This window comes from Granulicella rosea (assembly GCF_900188085.1).
Lineage (GTDB): Bacteria > Acidobacteriota > Terriglobia > Terriglobales > Acidobacteriaceae > Edaphobacter > Edaphobacter rosea.
On record NZ_FZOU01000002.1, the window covers coordinates 592,178 to 611,524 of the forward strand.

13 protein-coding genes are annotated in these 19,347 nt (G+C 64.4%); 9 read left to right on the forward strand and 4 right to left on the reverse strand.

Going from position 1 to position 19,347, the window contains the following annotated elements; genetic code table 11:
* Positions 1-18: 18 nt before the first annotated feature.
* Positions 19-1,806, reverse strand: coding sequence for an AMP-dependent synthetase/ligase (locus tag CHB87_RS08580; protein WP_089407984.1), 1,788 nt, complete (start codon positions 1,804-1,806; stop codon positions 19-21).
* Positions 1,807-1,962: 156 nt separating this feature from the next.
* On the reverse strand, positions 1,963-6,510 hold the full coding sequence (locus CHB87_RS08585) for a glutamate synthase-related protein (protein ID WP_425432470.1): 4,548 nt from the start codon (positions 6,508-6,510) through the stop codon (positions 1,963-1,965).
* A 210-nt stretch (positions 6,511-6,720) separates the two neighbouring features.
* Between CHB87_RS08585 and CHB87_RS08590 the strand changes: the two genes are divergently transcribed.
* From CHB87_RS08590 to CHB87_RS08630, 9 genes are all read left to right on the forward strand, one after another.
* Complete coding sequence (locus CHB87_RS08590; RefSeq protein ID WP_089407986.1) at positions 6,721-7,161, forward strand: arginine repressor; 441 nt, start codon at positions 6,721-6,723, stop codon at positions 7,159-7,161.
* Complete coding sequence (gene argC / locus CHB87_RS08595) at positions 7,154-8,233, forward strand: N-acetyl-gamma-glutamyl-phosphate reductase (protein WP_245817888.1); 1,080 nt, start codon at positions 7,154-7,156, stop codon at positions 8,231-8,233. Before CHB87_RS08590 ends, argC begins: the two co-directional genes overlap by 8 nt.
* Positions 8,230-9,012, forward strand: a complete 783-nt coding sequence (gene argB, locus CHB87_RS08600) for an acetylglutamate kinase (protein ID WP_089407987.1) — start codon at positions 8,230-8,232, stop codon at positions 9,010-9,012. The genes argC and argB overlap by 4 nt, the downstream gene beginning before the upstream one ends.
* Positions 9,009-10,259, forward strand: coding sequence for an aspartate aminotransferase family protein (locus CHB87_RS08605; protein ID WP_089407988.1), 1,251 nt, complete (start codon positions 9,009-9,011; stop codon positions 10,257-10,259). The genes argB and CHB87_RS08605 overlap by 4 nt, the downstream gene beginning before the upstream one ends.
* Positions 10,252-11,340: an ornithine carbamoyltransferase gene (gene argF / locus CHB87_RS08610; protein ID WP_089407989.1), complete on the forward strand. Its 1,089-nt coding sequence runs from the start codon at positions 10,252-10,254 to the stop codon at positions 11,338-11,340. Before CHB87_RS08605 ends, argF begins: the two co-directional genes overlap by 8 nt.
* Positions 11,341-11,478: 138 nt before the next feature.
* Entirely contained in the window at positions 11,479-12,927 is a 1,449-nt protein-coding gene (argH, locus tag CHB87_RS08615) for an argininosuccinate lyase (RefSeq protein ID WP_089407990.1), read from the forward strand.
* Positions 12,914-13,531, forward strand: a complete 618-nt coding sequence (locus CHB87_RS08620; protein WP_089407991.1) for a GNAT family N-acetyltransferase — start codon at positions 12,914-12,916, stop codon at positions 13,529-13,531. The genes argH and CHB87_RS08620 overlap by 14 nt, the downstream gene beginning before the upstream one ends.
* A 71-nt stretch (positions 13,532-13,602) precedes the next feature.
* Entirely contained in the window at positions 13,603-14,274 is a 672-nt protein-coding gene (gene tmk / locus CHB87_RS08625; protein ID WP_089407992.1) for a dTMP kinase, read from the forward strand.
* A 3-nt stretch (positions 14,275-14,277) separates the two neighbouring features.
* Positions 14,278-15,684, forward strand: a complete 1,407-nt coding sequence (locus tag CHB87_RS08630) for a cytochrome P450 (RefSeq protein WP_245817889.1) — start codon at positions 14,278-14,280, stop codon at positions 15,682-15,684.
* 68 nt (positions 15,685-15,752) lie between these two features.
* On the opposite strand, the gene CHB87_RS08635 is transcribed toward CHB87_RS08630, so the two are convergent.
* Together CHB87_RS08635 and ligD are read right to left on the reverse strand one after the other, a co-directional pair.
* Positions 15,753-16,673, reverse strand: coding sequence for a TPM domain-containing protein (locus tag CHB87_RS08635; RefSeq protein ID WP_176441665.1), 921 nt, complete (start codon positions 16,671-16,673; stop codon positions 15,753-15,755).
* 29 nt (positions 16,674-16,702) lie between these two features.
* A complete protein-coding gene (gene ligD / locus CHB87_RS08640; RefSeq protein ID WP_089407994.1) occupies positions 16,703-19,339 on the reverse strand; it encodes a DNA ligase D in 2,637 nt (878 codons plus the stop codon).
* Positions 19,340-19,347: the final 8 nt, after the last annotated feature.

Consider the following 19,347-nt stretch of genomic DNA (forward strand, 5'->3'; position numbering starts at 1 on the left):
TGGCATGGAACGAGCGGCCTACTCCTTGGAGGTAGCCTCATCGGCGTAGAACGCGTCAATCTCTTTCTCGTACTTCTGCGTGATCACCCGGCGCTTTAGCTTCATGCTCGGCGTCATCTCTCCGGCTTCGATCGACCACTCATCCGGCACCACCGCGACACGCTTCATCGTCTCGTAGTGCGCGAGCGAGCCGTTCACCTGCTCCATTACGCCCTGATAGAGCTGCACGACCTTCGGATCCTTCACCAGCGCCGCGTGATCGGCGGTCGAGACGCCGTTCTGCTGCGCCCAGTGCTCCAGCGCCTGGAAGTTCGGCGAGATCAGCACGCAGGCGAACTTGTGCTTGTCGCCCACGACGCAGGCCTGCCCGACCAGCGAGTTCGCTTTCAGCTTGTTCTCGATCGGCTGCGGCGCGATCAGCTTGCCGCCGCTGGTTTTCAGCAGCTCCTTCTTGCGATCGGTGATGGAGATGAAGCCATCCTTATCCGCGTTGCCGATGTCGCCGGTCTTATACCAGCCGTCCGCGGTGAAGGCCTCGGCCGTCTCCTTCTCCATGTTCCAGTAGCCCTTGAAGACCGACGGCCCACGAACCTCCAGTTCGCCATCGGCGGCGAAGCGCGTCTCGATGTTCTCCATCGGCAGGCCGACCGTGCCGATACGCGTGCCGTGGGGATCGTTTGCCGCGACGACAGGCGAGGTCTCCGTCATGCCGTAGCCTTCGAAGATACGAATGCCCGCATCGGCGAACCAGCCGGCCGTATCGATGCCCAGCGGCGCGCCGCCCGAGATAAACGACTTCACCCGTCCGCCGAAGGCCTCGCGAATCTTCGAAAACACCAGCTTATGCGCGATCATCGGGAAGAGGCCGCCTGGCGTCTTGCCGTCCATCACTTCCTGCCGGTGGCTCTTGCCGACGCCCAGCGCCCAGTTCAAAATCGCCAGCTTCAGCTTCGACTTCGCGGACTTCCCTTCCACACCCTGACGAATCTTCTCGTAAACGCGCGGTACGGCCATGAAGATCGTCGGCCGAATCGCCTTCATCACGACGGCAAGCTGGTTGAAGTTCGGGCAGTAAGCGATGCTCGCGCCATGACACATCAGCGAGTAATCCACGTGCCGCGCCGTGACATGCGAGAGCGGCAGAAAAGAGATGACGCTGTCCTGATCGTTGAAGCCGAAGTAGGTCGTCGACACATTGACATTGCTGGCGAGATTGCCATGCGTCAGCATCACGCCCTTCGGCACGCCCGTCGTGCCCGAGGTGTAGATCAGGGTCGCGAGATCGTCGCCCTGCACCGAGGCCACGATCGCATCGAAGCCCGCGTCGCGCGCCTGTTTGTCCTTGAAGTTCGCCACCAGATCGCCGAAGCTGTCGGCGTTATCGAACTTGCCGGCATCCATCACGACGACGTGTTCGAGCGCCGGCATCTCGCCCGCCTGCGCGATCTTCGCATACTGATCCTTGCTCGAAACGACGATCACCTTCGCCCCGGCGTCCTTCACCATGTAGCCGATCTGCTCGGCGGTGAGCGTCGCATAGAGCGGTACGTCGACGGCGCCAAGCGCCAGCGTGGCGAAGTCCGTCACCGACCACTCCCAGCGGTTCTCGGCGAGGATGGCGATGCGATCGCCCTTCACGATGCCCCAGCTCTGGAAGACCTCCGCCAGCGCGCGCACACGGCCGTAAAGCTCATCCGAGGACATCGGGTTCCAGGCGCCCGCCGTGTCCTGCCACTGGATCACAACCTTCGCCCCACGCGACGTACCCTTTACGAAAACATCGTTTACCGTCTTCAGATCGAACATGCACTCTCCAGAACTCTCGAACCCCGCAAGACTATCGCATTGCGCGGATGTCCAGCCAAACAAAAGGCGGATTGCTGGTTGGATGCTCAAACTTCGATGCATCGCACAGCAATCCGCCGGATCTTACGCAATTCTTACGACCGAACCAAAATCCCGCTAAACCTGCGGCTTCGGACTCAGACGGACAAACGCCGCCGACTTCGTCCCCCAGTCCGCCAGCATCGACTGCGCCAGACCGCTCGCAGCCTTCTCCGCGTGGACGCCGATCAGCGCGCGCAGAGCCTCCTGCGACTCCGCATCGACCGCGCTAAACGGTTCCGGGTCAACGAAATCCGGATGATACCGCAAGCCCTGGACGAAGCTGCCGTCCGCGTCGTAGACCCACGCCAGACCACCCGTCATGCCGGCGCCGAAGTTCATCCCGGCACGTCCCAGCACGACGACCGTACCGCCGGTCATGTACTCGCAGCCGTGGTCGCCCACGCCCTCGACGACCGTCGTCACGCCCGAGTTGCGTACGCCGAACCGCTCGCCCGCGCGACCCGCCGCGTAGAACGCGCCCGCCGTGCCGCCGTAGAGCGCGACGTTGCCGAGGATCGCGTGGTTGCCGCTATCCTTTGCCGCGAGGCCCATCGCCCGGATGACGATCTCGCCGCCCGCCAGCCCCTTGCCGACGAAGTCGTTCGCCTGGCCGTCAAGCACCAGCTTCATGCCCTCGACCGTGAATGCGCCGAAGCTCTGCCCCGCCGTGCCCGTCAGGTGGAGGGTCACGTCGACCGGAACCTCACCCTGCGCGCGCTGCAGCGCAATCTCACCCGCAAGCCGCGCGCCGATCGAGCGGTCGCAGTTCGAGATCGACGATTCAACCACATGCGGCACGCCCGCCGCGATGGCCTCGAGCGCCGGTGCGATCCATGCCTCGTCGAGCGGAGGACCGTCGACCGGCTGGTTATTGCGGATGCCCTGCGACTGCACCGGACCGTCGTTCACCCGAGCCAGCATCGGCTCAAGATCCAGATTGCCGTCGAACCGCACCTGCTCCAGCAGGTCGGTGCGGCCGATGGCGGCCTCAAGCGAAGGCAGACCGTAACGCGCCAGCAGATGACGCAGTTCGTTCGCCAGCTCGGTGAAGAAGCCGATGATGTGCTCTGGCTTGCCGCGGAACTTCGCCCGCAGCTCCGGCTTCTGCGTCGCGATGCCCGTCGGACAGGTATTCAGATGACACTGCCGCGCCATATCGCAGCCAATCGCGACCAGCACCGCCGTACCGAAGGCGTACTCGTCCGCGCCCAGCAGCGCCGCGACCAGCACGTCGCGGGCGGTGGCCAGACCGCCGTCCGTACGCAGCCGCACCCGGCCACGCATGCCATTTTCCATCAGCACCTGCTGCGCCTCGGCAAGCCCCAGCTCCCACGGATTACCCGCGTACTTGATGCTCGAAAGCGCCGCCGCGCCCGTGCCGCCGGTGTTGCCGGCGATGACGATGAAGTCCGCATAGGCCTTCGCCACGCCGGCCGCCACCGTGCCGACGCCGCAGCTCGAAACCAGCTTCACGCCGACCAGAGCCTTCGGGTTGATGCGCTTCAGATCGTAGATCAACTGCGCGAGGTCTTCGATCGAGTAGATGTCGTGATGCGGCGGAGGCGAGATGAGCGAGACGCCCGGCTGCGCATGACGCAGACGCGCGATCAGCCCTGAGACCTTGTGCCCGGGCAACTGTCCACCCTCGCCGGGCTTGGCGCCCTGCGCGACCTTGATCTCGATCTCGTCCGCATGCGCCAGATACTGCGCCGTGACGCCGAAGCGTCCGGACGCGACCTGCTTGATGCGGTTGTTCTTGAGCAGCGGCGCATAGTGCGCGGCGGTCTCGACCATCTCCGCGACAGCCGTACCGCCGGCCTGAGCCTGCGCGGCGCCACCGCCGTCACTCGGAACGCTCGAAGCCGGAATCCACTCCTTGCGGTAGACCTCCGGATCTTCGCCGCCCTCACCGGTGTTCGACCGGCCACCCAGCTTGTTCATCGCAATGGTGATGCACTGGTGCGCCTCGGGGCTCAACGAGCCGAGCGACATGGCGCTCGCGACGAACCGCTTGAAGATGCTCGACGACGGCTCAATCTCATCGAGCGAGAGCTGCGGGCCGGCGGGACGAATCTCCAGCAGATCGCGCAACACCGCAGGCTCGCCCGCATTGACCTGCTGGCTGAAGATGTTGAACGCGGCGGTGGAGTCCGGCGGCAGAACGCCTGCACGGGTGCTGCCCACAACCGTCTGCAGAGCCTTCACGGTTGGCGGCTGCCAGGCGTGCGGCTCGGCCACATCGGCCTTGCGAAAGCGCACCCAGCCATAGTCCGGCAGTTCGCTCGCGACGGGCGCGGGCGCGGCGTCCCAGCCCATGCGAAGCTGACGCTCCAGCTCCGGGAAGCCGATGCCGGAGAGCGGCGCGGGCGTGTCCTGGAAGCAGCGGTCGACCACGCTCTGGTGCAGCCCGAGGATGTCGAACAGGTGCGCGCCGCGATAGCTGTCGACGACCGAGATGCCCATCTTCGACATCACCTTCGCGAGGCCGGCGTCGAGCGACTTCAGCATCTTCTTCTCGGCGACAATCGGGTCGGCGGGAACGAGCGCACGCGCCGTCTCAAGCGCCAGCCACGGGCAGACGACGCCCGCGCCATAGCCGATCAGCACGGCGGCGTGATGAATGTCGCGGCAGTCGCCGGCCTCGACCGCCAGCCCGGTCAGCGTACGAAGACCGGCGGCGACGAGTCCCTGATGCACCGCTCCGGTCGCCATCGCCATGGGAATCGGCAGCGAGGTGGAGCTGGCCTCGCGGTCGCTGATGAGCAGGATGCGCGCGCCGCCACGGACGAGATCGATCGCCTTCGCGCCGATCGCGTCGAGAGCCTCCGTCAATGTGGTGGAAGGCGAATAGACGCAGTCGAGCACGGCGACGCGAAGCTCCTCGGCGTGGTGATGCTCGCCTTTACGGAGCGCGGCGACCTGCGCGAGCGAAAGGAACGGCGAGGCCAGCGAGAGTCCACGCAGACGCTCGTTCTTGTCGAGCAGGTGGGGCCAGGGGCCGAGACGCGTGTGCAACTGCACCACGCAGGCCTCGCGCAGCGGATCGATCGCCGGGTTGGTCACCTGCGCAAAGCGCTGGCGGAAGAACGCATACACCGGACGCGGCGCGCGCGCCAGGAAAGCCAGCGGGGTGTCGTCGCCCATCGACCAGACGGCGTCCTTGCCCTCGACCGCCATCGGCTGCAGGATCATCTTCACGTCTTCGCGGGTGTAACCGAAGCCGGTGTGCAGCGCGCGGATCGCGGCGACGTCCATGACGGCGTCGTCGGCCTTGGCGACAAACTCCTCGTTCTCCATCAGCGAGGTGTAGGTCGCGCCGGTGTCGAAGATCGCCAGCAGCTCCTCATCCTCGTACATCTTGCCATCGATCAGGTCGACCGCGAGCATCTGACCGGGGCCAAGGCGTCCACTATGGATGACCTCTTCCGGATCGAGATCGACCAGGCCGATCTCCGAGCCAGCCGCCACCAGGCCGCTCTTCGTGACGGCAAACCGGCACGGACGAAGGCCGTTGCGGTCGAGCGCAGCGCCGACCACGCGGCCGTCGCTATAGGCGATCGCGGCCGGGCCATCCCACGGCTCGGCGCAGTCCGCGTGATACTGCAGGAAGCTGGAGGTGTGGCCGCCGGTGATCGCGGGCGGCAGCAGCATGCGCACTGCCTCCGAGATCGAGCGTCCGTTCTTCGAGATCAGCTCGATCGTCTCGTCGAGCGAGGTGGAGTCCGTGCCGCCCTTGGTCAGGACAGGCTTGCATTCGACCGGCAGCGTGGCGTCGCGCGCGGCCATGCGTGCGCGATTGCCCCATACGGTGTTGATCTCGCCGTTGTGCCCAATGGTGCGGCCAGGCTGCGCGCGGTGCCACGCGGGTGTTGTGTTGGTCGCGTAACGCTGGTGGAAGACCGAGAACTGCGTCACGTAGTCCGGCGAGGCAAGGTCCGGGAAGAAGCTCGGCAGCAGCTTGCCCGAGCACATCGCCTTGTAGACCAGCGTGCGCGTCGAGAGCGAGCAGATGTAGCCGGTAACGTGGCCCTCTTCATGAGAGCGCTCGAACTGCTTGCGCGACAGGTAGAGGCGGCGCTCCATCGAGTTCGACGCCTTGTCGCTCTTTGGAGTCTCAGCGCCAAGAACATCCGCAACCAGCACCTGGCGGATACGCGGCATGGCGCTCAGGGCGATCTCGCCCAGGGCGTCCGGGGCAACGGGCACGTCGCGCCAACACAGCACCTTCAGATCGTGCGAGGCCAGACAGCGCTCCAGAACAGCCTCGGCGCGGGTCTCGGCCGGGTCGGTGAAGATCATGCCGACGCCCAGCTTGTGGTCGTCCGGCAGCGAGACGCCGGTCTCGCGCAGCAGCAGAGCTCGCGGCACGCCGGTCATGACGCCGACGCCATCGCTGCTCTTCCCGTCGGCCGCGGTGGCGCCGCGGTGGGCGAGGCGGGCGAGCGCGGTCAACGCCTGCTCCAGAATCTTGTGCGAAATCTCACCGGACATCGACGCGACAAAGCCGACGCCGCAGGAGTCCTGATCGAAACGAGGGTCCAGCAGGGATTTGCCGCCACGCAGCGTGCGCTGCATCCGGGCCGAAACACCGAGAGAAGGCGAAGACTGGAGAGAGTTGTCCATAATTCACTATACGTCGCCGAGAATCCGCATGGAGTCTCCGCACACATTCCTTTTCTTTATTAATTGACGCGGCTTCTTGGATAATTACCACAGCACTGCTTGACGTGTGTCTTGTGTATATTTATACATAGTAATGTATTTTTATGCATCCGGAAAGAGAACTTTCTTCCGGAGCGGGGACGAAAGACAGGCGGAGAGGAGGTGGAGGCTATGAAACAGCAACGGCACGCAGCAATCCGCGAACTGCTGGCCCAGGGAGCGATCCCCAGCCAGGATCAACTGCGACGCAAGCTCGCGGCCAATGGCTTCCACGTCACCCAGGCGACGCTTTCGCGCGACATTCACGAGCTGAAGCTGAGCAAGGGACCGAACGGATACTCCTCCCCCGCGAGCGAAGACGACGAAGAGGATGATCTTCCCGGCATCCGCGACGTGCTTCATTCCTTCGGACTCGAAGTCCGGCAGGCGTTGAATCTGCTCGTCGTCATCACCACAACCGGCGGCGCGCAGCCCATCGCAGCCGGCATCGATTACGAAGACTGGCCGGAGGTCGTCGGCACCATCGCGGGCGACGACACGGTGCTCATCATCTGCCCCGACCTACCACAGGCCAGCACGCTGAAGACCAGGATTGCAGGACACATTGGCTAACGAGATCAAGACATCCGTACGGACCGCCGTTGCAGGCGTCGGCGGCTACGCCGGCGGCGAGCTGGCGAGGCTGCTGCTGCATCATCCCCGGCTCGCCGCCGCGCAGCCGCTCTTCCTCGGCCGCGTCGCCGACGAAGCCACCACCGGCCGCGTGCCGCTCGAATCGCTTCACCCGCAACTTGCACTCGGCGGCGGCGTTGCGCAGCCCGAGGTCGTCAGCTTCTCGTGGGAGAAGGTTCAGGACGCCGGCATTGAAACGGTCTTCCTCGCGCTGCCGCACGAGACCTCGCGCGAGTGGGCGCCGGAGTGGCTCGAGCGCGGCATCAAGGTCATCGATCTCAGCGGCGCATGGCGGCTGCACCAGGCCGCGAACAGCGCGGTCTACAAGCTGACCGACGCGAACGAAGCGCTCGCGCAGTCGCTCCAGCAGGAGGCCGTCTTCGGCTGCCCCGAGCTGCATCGCGAAGAGATCGCCAACGCACGCCTGGTTGCGAACCCCGGCTGCTACTCGACCTCGATCATCCTGGCGCTCGCTCCCCTGCTGCGCGCCGGCATCGTAGATGTCGATCATGGCATCATCTGCGATGCGAAGTCGGGCGTCAGCGGCGCGGGCAAGGCGGCGACCGCGAAGACGCACTTCATGTACGCGGCGGACAATCTTTCGGCGTATGCGGTCTTCGGCCATCGCCACACCGGCGAGCTGCTCGAACAGCTTGGCCTCACCGCTGACCAGATTCAGTTCACGCCGCATCTGCTGCCGATTCCGCGTGGAATTTTATCGACCATCTATCTTCGTCTGAAAGACTCGATGAAGCCGGAGGAGGTCGAATCGGTACTGCGAAGTTTCTACGCGAGCAGCCCGATGGTCCGAATTCACAAGACACCGGGCCTGCCGCAGATACAACACATCGTACGAACGAACTACTGCGATATCGGATTCGAGCTGGCAAAGGATGGCAAACGACTGGTGCTGGTCAGTTGCCTCGATAATCTATTGAAGGGCGCCGCCGGACAGGCGGTGCAGAACTTGAACGTAATGTGTGGCTGGAAGGAAGAGGAGGGTCTGCTATGAAGTATGTCGTGAAACTGGGTGGCGCGGCGCTCGAGGATGAAAAGCTGTTGCACCTGTGCGGCAAGGCGATCTTCGATCTCGTCAGCGATGGCAATCAGGTTGCCGTGGTGCATGGCGGCGGCGTTCAACTGACCAAGACGCTTGCCCAGATGGGTAAGAAGAGCGAGTTCATCAGCGGCCTGCGCGTGACCGATGCGGAGACGCGCGACGCGGCGCTGATGGTGCTCGCGGGCCGCGTGAACAAGTCGCTGGTCGCGGCGCTTGGCAAGCACGGCCAGGCGGCGATGGGTCTTTCAGGCGGAGACGGTCACGTCTTCCGCGCACGCAAGAAGAAGACGACGCCGGACCTTGGATTTGTAGGAGAGATTGCCGCCGCCGATCCGCGCTGGCTCGACGCCATCTGGATGATGGGCGCGGTGCCCGTGATCTCGTCGATCGCACTCGGCTTCGACGGTGAGTACTACAATATCAACGCGGACGAGATGGCCGCGGCGTGCGCGATCTGCACCAAGGCCGACGCCCTCGTCTTCCTCACCGACGTACCCGGCGTCAAGGGCGCGGACGGCAACGTCATGCGTTGGCTTAGTCTCAAGGAAATCCCCGCGCTGGAGCGAGCCATGGTCGTCTCCGGCGGCATGCTGCCGAAGCTCAACGCATGCAAGGATGCGCTCACGCATGGCGTGAAGCGTGTAAGAATTCTCCCCGCAGGGGCAGCCGCAAGCCTGCCCGATCTGCTGAGTTCCAGAGTGGAAGATGGTACGGAGGTGATGGTCGCATGAACCTACAAACGACACAGGCCGCGGAGAAGAAGCTGCTGCTCCAGACCTACGATCGGTATCCCATCCTGCTCGAATCGGGCAAGGGTGTGCACGTGCGGGATAGCGAGGGCAACGAGTATCTCGATCTGCTGAGCGGCATCGGCGTGCTTGGACTCGGCTACTCGCATCCCGCAATTACCGCGGCGATCGTGGCTCAGGCAGACCGCCTGCTGCACACGTCGAACCTCTTCTATCATGCGGGCACGGCGGATCTTGCGCTGCGCTTGACCGAGATCAGCGGGATGGATCGCGTCTTCTTCTGCAACAGCGGAACCGAAGCATGGGAGGCCGCATTGAAGATCGCGCGCGCCCACGCTCTGCGGCTGCGCAACGAAGGCAAACAGATCGGCACGAAGTTCCTCGCGCTCGAACACAGCTTCCACGGACGTTCGATGGGCTCAGTGTCGACCACGCACAAGGCGCTCTACCGCGAGCCCTTCGGCCCGCTCATCCCGACCGTCGAGTTCGTGCGCTTCAACGACATCGAAGACCTGCGCGCAAAGTTCTCAGACGACGTCTGCGGCATCTGCATCGAGGCCATCCAGGGCGAGGGCGGCATTCACCCCGTGTCGCAGGAGTTCTTCGCCGCAGCGCGTGAGCTTTGCGATTCCACCGGCGCCCTGCTCATCGCGGACGAGATTCAGTGCGGCTTCGGACGCACCGGCAAGTGGTTCGGCTATCAGCACTACGGCATCCTGCCCGATGTGACGACGCTCGCGAAGCCGCTTGCCGGCGGCCTGCCCATCGGGGCGACGCTCTGCACCGAAGAGGTCGCACGCGCCATCACGCCCGGCATGCATGGCACGACCTTCGGCGGCGGCCCGCTGGTCATCGCAGTCGCCCTCGCGGTGATCGACACGATGCAGAACGAGCACCTGCTCGCTCACATCGAAGAGGTCGGCGGCTACTTCCTCGCCGAGCTGCGCAAGCTGCAGCAGAAGCATGCGGCCATCGTCGACGTACGCGGCAAGGGCCTGATGGTCGGCGCCGAGATCGAGAACGCCACGCTGGCGAAGGACATCGCCGCGCAGATGCTGCAGCGCCACATCATCATCAACCGCACCAGCGAGACGGTGCTCCGCTTCCTGCCCCCATACATCCTCGAACGCGAACACGTGGACGCCGCCATCCACGCGCTCGACGAGATTCTCACATCCCTCACCGCGTATGCGGGCAAAGCAGTTGCAGGAGAGCACATCCATGGATAACAAGACCGTCGTCATGACCCCCGCGCCCGGCGAAACACCCGCAACCGTGAAGGGCGGCGCATCGCTCGGCATCCAGTCCGACACCGCATTCTCGGAGGCGTCCAAGCGCCTGCGTGGCCGCGACCTCTGCTCCATCGCCGACCTCACCGTCGGCGAGACCGCGGCGATCATGGAACTCGCGCACGCAGTGAAGACGCACCCTGAAGATTTCCGCCACGCCCTCGATGCGCGCCAGATGGTGCTCTTCTTCGAGAAGGCTTCCCTGCGCACGCGCCTTACCTTCGAGGCCGCGATGAGCACCCTCGGCGGCAACGCCATCTTCGTCGACCAGACCGCATCGCCGCTCGGCGAGCGTGAGTCGCTCGCCGACATGGCGCACAACGTCGAGCGCTGGATGGACGTCATCGTCCTGCGCACCTACTCGCACGAGACCATCACCGAGATGGCCGCAAGCTCGAAGGTTCCGGTCATCAACGCGCTCTCGGACTACGAGCACCCGTGCCAGGCCATCGCCGACTTCTTCACGCTCGAAGAGCGCTTCGGCTCGGCCGAGGGACTCAACTTCGCCTATGTCGGCGACGGCAACAACGTCTGCCACTCGCTGATGCTCATCGCCGCGCAGCTCGGCGCGCACTGCCGCATCGCAACGCCCAAGGGCTTCGTGCCCAAGCTCGAGATCATCCACAAGGCCATCGAGATCTGCGAGCAGACCGGCGGCAGCCTCGAACTCATGCACGACCCCATCAAAGCCGTCACCGGCGTCGACGCGGTCTACACCGACGTCTGCACCAGCATGGGTTTCGAGCACGAGGCCACCAAGCGCGCACCCATCTTCAAGCCCTACCAGGTGAACGAAGAGCTGATGAAGCACGCGCAGCCGCACGCCGTCTTCATGCACTGCCTGCCCGCGCACCGCAACGCCGAGGTGACGGACGCAGTCCTCGACGGCCCGCAGTCCATCGTCTTCGACCAGGCCGAAAACCGCATGCACGCGCAGAAGGCCGTCCTGCTGATGCTGCTCGGCGGAGCGAAGCGCATCCCCAACAGCCGCGAGCGTGGCCTGAACTCGCGCAAGCGGTAACTCATAAGCGTGTCATCCTGAGCGCAGCGAAGGACCTGCTTCTGTACTCGCACTTCATCAACACCAGCGGAGAAGAAGGCCAACACCCTCTTCTCCGCTGCATCATTCGCAACAAGAGATTGGAACAAAGATTCAGCTATGTCGACAGAGCCGAATAAGAACGCGAGCAAGATGTGGTCGGGCCGCTTCCGCGAGCCGCTCAACAAGCAGTTTGAAGAGTGGCAGCGCTCCTTCCCCTTCGACTACCGCCTGCTCCCGCAGGAGGTCGCCGCATCGAAGGCGCACGCCCGCGCCATCGCCGCCGCAGGCATCCTCTCGGACGATGAGTTGAAGCAGATGCTCGACGGCCTCGACCGCGTCATCCCGCTGTCCGAAGAAGAGGGCGACATCGTCGCGCGTAATCCACAGGCCGAAGACATCCATCACTACACCGAGCTGCAGCTCACCAAGATCGTCGGCGACCTCGCACTGAAGCTCCACACCGGCCGCAGCCGCAACGAGCAGATCGCCACCGACATGCGCCTCTTCGTGCGCGACGCCATCGACGACACGCTCGTCGGTCTGAACGAGTGGGCCTACGCCCTCATCGAACTGGCCGAGCAGGCAGGCGACGCGTCGATGCCCTCGTACACTCACCTGCAGCGCGCAGAGCCGGTCACCGTAGCCCACTGGCTGCTCGCATACGTCAGCATGATCGAGCGCGACATCAGCCGTCTCATCGACGCACGCAAGCGCATGAACCTCTGTCCTCTCGGCTCGGGCGCCATCGCCGGCGCGACGCTTGCACTAGACCGGACGATCGCCGCACGCGAGCTGAACTTCGACGGCCCAACGCCCAACTCCATGGACGCCACCAGCGACCGCGACTTCGCCGTCGAGTTCACCCAGCATCTGTCACTGCTTGGGTTACATATCTCGCGCTTCGCCGAAGAACTCACCCTGCACTCCACCGCCGAGTTCGGCTTCCTCGATCTACCCGAGGCCTTCTCGACCGGCTCATCGGCCATGCCGCAGAAGAAGAACCCCGACCTCACCGAGCTGATCCGCGGCAAATCCGGCCGTCTCTTCGGCGCGTCGGCCACGCTTACGATGCTGATCAAGGGCCTGCCGCTCGCATACAACAAGGACTTGCAGGAAGGTCAAGAGCCGGTCTTCGACGCAGCCGACACCATCGCCGGCATCCTCAGCGTACTGCCCGCCTTCACGCGCTCGCTGAAGTTCCGCTACGACCGCATGAAGCTCGCCGCCGACACCGGCTACCTGAACGCCATGGCCGCCGCGACCTATCTCTCGAACAACGGCGTGCCCTTCCGCAAGGCGCATGAGATCATCGGCAACGCCGTGCGCCTCGGCCTTGAGACCAAGCGTGAACTCGGCGAGATCGCGCTCGCTGAACTCCAGCAGCTCAGCCCGGCCTTTGGCGACGACTTCTTCGCCGCCATCACCCTCGAAGCCACGCTCGACTGCCACGACGTCATCGGCGGCACGGCGCGCGGGCGAGTCCAGCAAGCACTCGCCGCCGCAAAGTCCCGCCTTGGAATCACCGCAACAGGAGTCAAAGCAAAGGAGCAGCATGTCCCTGCTTAGCACCCTCGAACCCGTCGCCGAGAAGACCTTCGCGGCGGATCCGGTCGACCACACCGGCGTCACCGTTCGCCAGGCAAAACTGGGCGATGCGGTCCACATCTTCGACCTCGTCAACTCGCTCTCTCACGACGGCACGCTGCTGCGCCGCAATTACGCCGAGATCTGCGAGAACGTGCGCGACTTCGCCGTCGCCGAGTCGGCCGAGGGAGAGTTCCTCGGCTGCGGCGCGCTGCATCTCTATGGGCCACACCTCTCCGAGGTTCGCTCCATCGTCGTCAAGCCCGAGGCCAAGGGCCAGGGCGCCGGCGGCAAGCTGCTGCGCGCGCTGTTGCACGAGGCCGACTACCAAGGCGTCACCTGCGTCAGCCTCTTCACGCGCATCCCGGAGTTCTTCGATCACTTTGGCTTTCGCGTCGTCGACCGCACCACTCTGCCGGACAAGATCTACAAAGACTGCCAGACCTGCCCGCGCCTCTATGCCTGCGACGAGGTCGCCATGGTGCTCGGCGCGCTCCCCCGCATCGCCGTGCTCGGACCTTCGCTGATCCCGCAGCCGGAGTTGGTCAAGCTGCAGACCTCGGTCATTCCGCTGCATCGGCACTGATCCTCGCAAACGCCCGCGTCGAACTACTGTCCGATCAAAGCGCCTCTCCAGACCTGCGTTAGACTTGCAGGATGGAACGCGGGTACTTCATCACCTTCGAAGGGCTCGACGGCTCGGGCAAGACCACGCAGCTACGCCGTCTGGCCCAGAGCCTCACCGACCGCGGCTACCACGTCGTGACGCTGCGCCAGCCCGGCAGCACGGCGCTCGGCGATCGAATCCGCGGCGTCCTGCTGGACTCACGTTCCGAGGCCTCCGTCGGCCAGATCGCGCCGGCCGCGGAGCTGGCGCTCATGTTCGCCGACCGCGCCCAGGCCATCGCCGAGATCATCCTTCCCGCGCTCGCCGCCGGCAGCATCGTCCTCTGCGACCGCTACACCGACTCGTCCGAAGCCTACCAGGGCGGCGGGCGCCAGCTCGGCTCGGAGCGCATCCTTGCGCTGCATCGCGCGGTATGCGATGACCTGCAACCCGACCTGACGCTGCTCCTGCTACCTGATCTCGAGGCATCTCTGGCCCGCGCCCGCCGCCGCAACCAGCGCCACGTGCAGACAACCGGCTCCGACGAAAATCGCTTCGAGCGCGAGGATGAGATTTTCTACGGACGCATCCACACCGCATACGAGCAGATCGCCGCACGCGAGCCGCAGCGCGTCGTCGCCATCACCGACAACGCGTCTATTCCGGAGATCGAAGAACGCATCCACCGCATCGTCACCGCCCGGCTCGCATCGAGGTCTTAGCCCATGTCCACCGCAACGCCGCCCATGCCGCCTGAACCCATACCCGCCGAGCAGGGACCGTGGCGCATGCCACCCGGCCTCAAACGCAGCCTCCCTTTTTATGCGCTGAAGAAATGGGTGAAGCTGGGCGAGCCCATCCGCCTCTTCGAGTACCTGCATGCGAAGTACGGCAACATCGCCTACTACCGCTTCATGGGCACGCCCATCGTCTTCGTCAACGAGCCCGAGTACATTCGCGAGATCCTCATCAACCAGGCGCCCAGCTTCATCAAAGAGCGCACGCTCAAGCGCATGAAGATCCTGCTCGGCGAAGGCCTCATCACGTCGGACGATCCCATCCACATGCGCCAGCGCAAGATCGCCGCGCCGGCCTTCCATCGCCAGCGCATCGCAGCTTACGGCGACACCATCGTCGCATGCGCCGCCAACGCTACCACCAAGTGGCAAGACGGCCAGACCCTCGACATCGCCGCCGCCAGCATGGACCTCTCGCTCGAGATCGTCGCGCGTACCCTCTTCGACACCGACGTGACGGACGACATCCGCTCGATCAACGACGAGGTCAACACCATCATGGGGCTTTACAACTTCCTCGTCGCGATGCCCAAACTCGAAAGCTACCTGCACCTGCCCATCCCCGGCGTGGTGAAGTTTCGCAAGTCGCGCGAGCGTCTCAACCGCGTCGTCAACCGGCTCATCTCGGAGCACCGCGCCGCGGGCGTCGATCGTGGCGACCTGCTCTCCATGCTGCTCGCCTCGCGCTACGAGGCCACCGGAACGGAGGCCGAGACCGGCATGTCCGACGAACAGGTGCGCGATGAGGTTCTCACCATCTTCCTCGCGGGCTATGAGACCGTCGCCAACGCGCTTACCTGGACCTGGTACTGCCTCTCGCAGAACCCCGAGGCCGAGACGCGCATGCACGCCGAACTGGATGCGGTCCTGAGCGAACGCACGCCGACCCTGGCCGATTACCCCAACCTGCGCTACACCGAGCAGGTCTTCGCCGAGGCGATGCGTCTCTATCCGCCCGCCTGGGCCATGGGCCGCATGTCGACCAAGCCCTTGCAGCTTGGCCCATACCTCATCCCGCCCGGCGCGCACTTTTTCTTTTCGCAGTACATCATGCACCGCTCGGCCGAATACTTCCCCGACCCGCTACGCTTCGACCCCGACCGACACACGCCGGAGCTGAAAGCCGCCCGCCCCAGGTTCGCCTACTTCCCCTTCGGCGGCGGCGGACGCCAGTGCATCGGCGAGAGCTTCGCCTGGATGGAGGGCGTGCTGTCGATCGCGACCATCGCGCAGCGCTGGCGCATGCGCTATCTCGGCAAAGAAGCGCCCGTCCCGCAGGCCAAGATCACGCTGCGTCCGCGCGACCCCATGATGATGCGCCTTGAAGCCCGTTAGGGCGGAGCGCCCAACACGTGTACAAAAGAATTGTCATCCTTCGCGCTGCGGAGGATCTGCTTTTTGAACTACCAGTCCCCGCTCGCGCCGCCACCGCCGGAGTCGCCGCCACCGCCACCGCTGAAGTCCGAGCTGCTCGTGTCGGAGCTGCTCGTGTCGGAGCTGCTCGTATCGAAGTTGCTGCCCGTATCGAAGCTGCTGCTTGTATCGGCAGTATCGTTGGAGTGACTGCTCAAGCTGTCGTCACTGGCAGCCGCGCCCGCCCCGTAGCTGCGGCCCCAGTCGATCGGCGCGGCAACGGCAGGATCGGTGTCCGTCGCCGGGGAGAAGAGCGTCGGCGACTCGCCCCGCGTCAAGCGTCTGTTCCGCCGCACAGCGCGAATGAAGAACCACACAAGAAACACGAGCGAGCCGCCAATCAACACAACCGCAAGCACGATGGCGAGCGCTGAGTTTGAAGCACGCGTTACACGAGGCGCGACATCGGCATCGAGCGACACCCCCGCGTCGGCAGCGATCGCCTCAGCCACATCCCGCACGCCGAGATTGATCGCCTCGTCGTAGTGCTCCGCGCGCAAGGCCGGAACCATCTCACGCCCGATGTCGCCCACCTTGGCGTCGTTCAGAATGCCTTCAAGCCCGTATCCGACTTCGATCCGCCGCTTGTGATCGTCGATGGCGAACAGCAGCAGCACGCCCCGGTCGGTCTTGCTCTCGCCGATCTTCCACTGATGGAAGAGTTTGTTGGCGAACTGGTCGACCGATACGCCTTCGAGCGTCTTCACCGTCACGACGATGACTTGCGCCTTCGTCAGCAGATGCAGCCGGGTACACATCGCCTCCGCTTGTTGCCGGCCGCCAGGCGAAAGAACGCCTGCGTAGTCGTCGATGTACGCCGTGGGAGCCGGCATCGAAGCAACCGTCTCGGCGACCGACAGACCGCAGCAGATCCACACGACGTATACGAAGACCGCCCAGGAACGCATCATCCGTCTCATACACGCATTCTAGGCCTGGATTACGTCGTCACCATGTTCTCCAGCGCCAATCTTTGGGTATTCTTTGCGAAGTCCTTCCAGGGATCGCTCTTCAGCCGCGCCTTCCATTGCGCGAACTCCGCCACACGAAAGACAGGCCGCTCCGCCGGCTTCAACTCGCTCCAGCTCAGCGGCAGCGATACAGCCATCCCGGGCCGCGCGCGTGGCGAGAATGCCGCCACCGCCGTCGCTCCGCGCTCGTTGCGCAGATAGTCCAGATAGATCCGCCCCTTGCGCGCGGCCTTGCTCATCTTCGTCAGGTAAAGCTCAGGCCGCTGGGATTCGAGCATCTGCACGAAGGTATGGGCGAACTGCTTGATCTCCGCCCAATCATGCTCGGCCTTGATCGGCACGACCAGATGCAGCCCCTTACCGCCCGTGGTCTTCAGATAACTTTCGAGCTCCAGCTTCTTCAGCTCCCCGCGGATCTCCAGCGCCGCGTCCGCGAGCGCTCGCCACGGGATCGACTCATCCGGATCGAGGTCGATGACAATCCGGTCCGGATGCTCGAGATGGTCGTTGCGCGAGCCCCAGGGATGCACCTCCAGCACGCCCATCTGCGCGAGTCCGGCCAGAGCCTCCGCGGTCGAAAGCGTAATGTATGGCTCTGTCTTGCCCGTCTTCTTGTCCGGCACATCGACCGACTCCACGCCAGGCGGCAGCATGTGATTCACATGCTTCTGAAAGAAGCACGGCGACCCCACCCCCTCCGGACAGCGCACCAGCGAGAGCGGCCTGCCCGCGACATGCGGCAACATCCGCTCCGCGACCGCCCAGTAGAAGTCGGCAAGCTGCTGCTTGGTCACCCCGGACTCCGCATCCAGCACCTTATCCGCATGCGTCAGCCGTACCGGAGCACGATCGCTCGTCGCATCATTCGTCTTCGCGGCAATCCCCTTCGGCGCCGCGTGCGAGGCCTTGGGACGCGGCGCGACCGTCGCCTCTTCTCGCTCGACCCCGGCCGCCGGCTTGTCTTCACGCAGGCCCTGGAACGAGGCCTGACGCACCAGTCCATCGGCGGTCCACGTCGCGAATCGTACCTGCGCCACCAGCTCCGGCTTAACCCAGATGGCGCCCCGCCGAGCCTCCGCCGGCGGCTTGTCGAACGCTCCCGCCGCAACACGCAGCGCATCCAGCCGATCGCGCATCATCCTGTGCGTCTTCTGCGTAAACCCCGTGCCCGCCCGCCCCGCATAGATCAGCTTGCCGTCGCGATAGTACCCCAGCAGCAGCGCGCCTACGCCATGAGTTCCCTTCGATGGCAACGTAAATCCGCCGATCACCAGCTCCTGTTCGCGCACGCACTTATGCTTCAACCAGTCCGCCGTGCGGCCCGACACATACTTACCCGATGCCCGCTTCGAGACGATGCCCTCCGCATGCAGTTCGCACGCGCGATGAAAGACCCGCTCGCCATCCTGATCGAGATGCTCGCTGAACCGTACATGCTCACCCGCGCCGTGCAGCAGCGCGGCCAGCATCTCTTTGCGCTCCACCAGCGGCAGACCGCGTAGATTGCGCCCATCCAGATGCAGCAGGTCGAAGGCGAAATAGACCAGCTCCGACTTTTTGCCCTCTTGAAAATGCGCCTGCAACTCGGCAAAGCTGGTCGTCCCATCCTTTGCCAGCACCACGACCTCCCCATCCAGCAGAGCCTTCTCGCAAGGCAGCGCAGACAACTCCGCAGCGAGGTCCTTCATGCGATGGGTCCAATCCAATCCGGAGCGCGTCAGCATCCGCGCCTTCGAGCCATCCTTGCGCACCTGCACGCGATAGCCATCCAGCTTCAACTCATGCAGCCAGCCGGAGTCCGCCGGCGGACGCGTCGACTGCATCGCAAGCTGCGGTTCGACAAACTCCGGTAACGCCTCCTTTGGGGAGTCCTTCGGCGGTGCAACCGCTTCCACCACGGCGTCCTTGCGCACCCAGGCGTTGCCCTTCGCCGTCTCCTTCGAGTTCCACACATGGTCTTCACTTGCGGCGATCTGATCCAGGCTCCGCCCGGTCACCACACTATTGGGCGAGTCGTCCGTCACGCATGGATCGTCCTTCCCGCGCTCGAAGTCGTCATGCTCTTTGATGAGCAGCCAATTCGGTTTGCGCTCGTTCGCCGCCTTGCCGCCCATGCGCACCAGCGTCCAGTTACCCTGCATCTTCGAGCCATGCAGGGTGAACTTCAACGACCCAGCCTTGAGTCCCGCGTCCACATCGGTATGCCCAGCCTGCGGCTCCCACGTCCCCTGATCCCACACCATCACCGTGCCGCCGCCATACTGCCCCTGCGGAATGATCCCCTCGAACCCGCCATACTCCATGGGATGATCTTCCACCTGCACCGCGAGCCGGCGATCACCCGGAAAGTAACTCGGCCCCTTGGCCACAGCCCAGCTCTTCAGCACGCCATTCCAGCCCAGGCGGAAGTCATAGTGAAGATGCGAAGCCGCATGCTTCTGGATAACAAACGGCAGCTTATCTTTCGCCGACTTCTTATTCGGCTTACCACTCGGCTCATCCGTAATACTGAAATCGCGCATCTCGCGATAACGCGCAAGCTGCTCATCGACCGCATCCGCGGCAGTCGCGCCGGATTGAACTTTCTTTGCAGCCTTCTTCGCCATGGAGGCCT